Origin of the sequence: Rhizobium sp. CCGE 510 (genome assembly GCF_000292525.1) — a bacterium.
Lineage (GTDB): Bacteria > Pseudomonadota > Alphaproteobacteria > Rhizobiales > Rhizobiaceae > Rhizobium.
Genome location: NZ_AEYF01000086.1, coordinates 1 through 2,593, shown reverse-complemented (window position 1 = coordinate 2,593; position 2,593 = coordinate 1). Strand labels below are relative to the sequence as shown.

The 2,593-nt window shown below is 60.7% G+C and carries 3 protein-coding genes; 1 reads left to right on the top strand and 2 read right to left on the bottom strand.

The features are described from left to right. A partial coding sequence (locus RCCGE510_RS32485; RefSeq protein WP_037080867.1) for an RHE_PE00001 family protein occupies nucleotides 1-1,050 on the bottom strand: 1,050 nt, incomplete at its 3' end. A gap of 284 nt (nucleotides 1,051-1,334) precedes the next feature. Between RCCGE510_RS32485 and RCCGE510_RS32480 the strand changes: the two genes are divergently transcribed. Further along, complete coding sequence (locus tag RCCGE510_RS32480; protein ID WP_007637787.1) at nucleotides 1,335-2,285, top strand: recombinase family protein; 951 nt, start codon at nucleotides 1,335-1,337, stop codon at nucleotides 2,283-2,285. Between the two features lie 11 nt (nucleotides 2,286-2,296). On the opposite strand, the gene repC is transcribed toward RCCGE510_RS32480, so the two are convergent. Beyond that, nucleotides 2,297-2,593, bottom strand: a 297-nt coding sequence (gene repC / locus RCCGE510_RS32475) for a replication initiation protein RepC (RefSeq protein WP_007637785.1), incomplete at its 5' end; no start/stop codon positions are given.

Here is a 2,593-nt window from a genome sequence, read left to right as displayed (position 1 = left end):
TTCGGCGATCAGATCGAGCGCCGCGCGATGGCTCACCCTCAACTCCTTGGTGATCATCGATGAGGAGACGATCGGCCGGGTCAAAAGCAAATCCACGACACCGGGAAGGCTGCTTGACGACCGCTTTCCTTGGAGCTTGCGCTCCAGCCGGTCCCGGGCTTGGCCTAGACGAATGATTTCTTTCATCCCCAATGCCGCTCCTTCCGTCATGGCCTCCAGCGTGGCGACCAGTCGCCACGTCCGGTCCCGAGATCGGCGACGCTCGCGCGGAACAGCCTTCAGGCCGAAATTGAGGCCAAACAGGTGCGACACGACCTTGCCGCGCGCGCGGAGATAGGAACTCACCAGCTGCGCGCCGAGCCAATGTTGCCGTTGCAGCGGTTCCAGCGTCTCCCAAGCCTCCCACAGGATCGCCGCGCCGAGCGTCGGCGGCATCGCCGCCACCTGCTGCATCACGGTTTTCCACTCCGAAAGCCGGCCGCCTTCGTCCCAATCCGGATCCCGAATGATCAGTTCGCCGACGGTCAAAGAACCTGCCTTTTCCTGGTCCTTCCCCGCGGCTTCGAGCGTGCGGGCCGAACGGACAAGAAGCGCATCGATTTCCGCCAGTTCCACGGCGAAGCCATCATGGTCCTCATTCAACGCGACCTCTGCGAACGGCGCCCGCGTCCCCTCCCCCGTCACCTTCCCATCGGCCGCCGCAGATGACCGACCAATCAGGTTCTCGATCCCTGATTGGCTCGTCGCCCAATCCGCCTCCGCGCCGGCTATACGCCGCCGTGTCCGAAGGATAGCATGCGCGATGGTGATGTCGTGTGTGGGAGCCCGAACATCCCGCTCAGCGTCGTGAAGAACCAGATCTTCGATGTGCACGAGCTCGCCGGCTATCCACATGCTTGCAGCTGCTTCATGGAAGTGCGCCCGCTCGATGAATCCCGGCCCGACTGGACTTCGCCGCACAATCTCATCGAGGCGCGCCAGTTGATCCTCGGCGTGAGCGACCGCCGGAAAAAGGGTCGCTAGAGGCAAATCACCTATTTCATATGCCATTGTTATTTCGTCGTAAATTGTTAGATCTTGAAGCTATCATAGCATTAGCTTCAATCGTAGATGATAATTTTTCTGGACCACTTTTATAAAGAAAGGAGCAGCTCTCCGGACTGGTACAGCGAAACCGCCGGCGGGCGTCGCAGCGCCGAAAACTGCTGTTTTCAGCGAATTTTCATGCCAGAGCGACCCAGAACATACTTCAAGAGACGTTTACAAACGATCGGTTATCCGTATCTTCTGCATTTGGAAAAACCCGGCCCGCTAGATCTGAAAAGCGCTCCAAAATGACTCGTGACGCTCTAAATCGTTCTTCTCGTCGCCCTCAGAGCCGACAGATCGGCTACGCGCGCGTCTCGACGGACGAACAGGCGACGGAGGCCCAGGAAATCGAACTCCGCTCGGCCGGCTGTGACCTCATTATCCAGGAGCACGGTTCAGGCGCATCACGTACACGTCCTGCGCTTGCCAAGCTGCTTCGGGAGATCGACGCCGGCGACACCCTTGTGGTGGTGAGGCTTGATCGTCTTGCCCGATCCGTCAGCCATTTGCTCGAGGTAATCGAGGATCTGACACTCAAGAATGCGCATTTCCGCTCGCTGCGCGACCCGATCGACACGACGACGCCGCAGGGAATGTTTTCGCTTCAAGTCCTCGGCGCCGTTGCGCAGCTCGAACGCGCTTTGATTTCTGAACGAACCAAGGCGGGCATCACGGCGGCCAAAGCAAAGGGCAGGCTGCCCGGCAACCCAGGGATCAGGGAAAAACGCCCCGACGCACTGGCCAAAATGACCGCGGCGCAGAAAGCGGCCTACGGCGACCGTATCCAGGCATCTGCTAACCAATGGCTTCCGACCGTCCGGCGCATGAGGCCCGAGCATACCTGGGATGACGTCGCTCGCGTACTGAAGCAGCGCGGGTTCGACTGGACCCCGGAGCGCCTTCGCCGCGCCGTCAAGTGGATGGTCGCCGAGCGAATGGCCGACGCGGCCTTGCTTCGGAAGTCCCCGCCCCGGCTTCCCGAGGACCGATTGATGACGCTTGTCGCAGGCATCCACTCTTCGAACCCGGATCTGACGCTGCGCGAAATCGCTGCCCAACTCGAACGGCTTCACGAGCGCACTCCCCGCGGCGGCTCGAAATGGTCGCCATCCTCCGTGAAGAACCTCATCGATCGCGCCTTGCGAATGGGATTGCTTGCTGGTGCCAGCGATACAGAGGTTCCGCTCGTCGAATAAAGGCACGGCCGTCATCGCGGCTGCGGCCTCTGCAGGGTTGCCAACAGCTTGCTTGAGACCTGTAAGCGTTCTCCGTCTTCAGTCCCACCCCTCGCTTCGCGCTCACCGGCAGTAGGTTTCTGCGCGTCGAGCTTTGCCCGGAGCAAGGCCATGATCATCGGCCAGGTCGAAAACTTCCCGTCTTTGGCTCGATCGCTCAAGCTCCGCAAATAGCCACCCGCATTGTTGATCTGGCCAGCCCGCTGGTAGATCGCGGCAAGCGTGATCGCGGCGTGCTGTTCGCCCATTGCCTCACATGCTTCCCGCCA

What these genes read in the sequence shown, in the direction of transcription:
- RCCGE510_RS32480 (WP_007637787.1), top strand. Translation starts at nt 1,335, where the DNA reads ATGACTCGTGACGCTCTAAATCGTTCTTCTCGTCGCCCTCAGAGCCGA.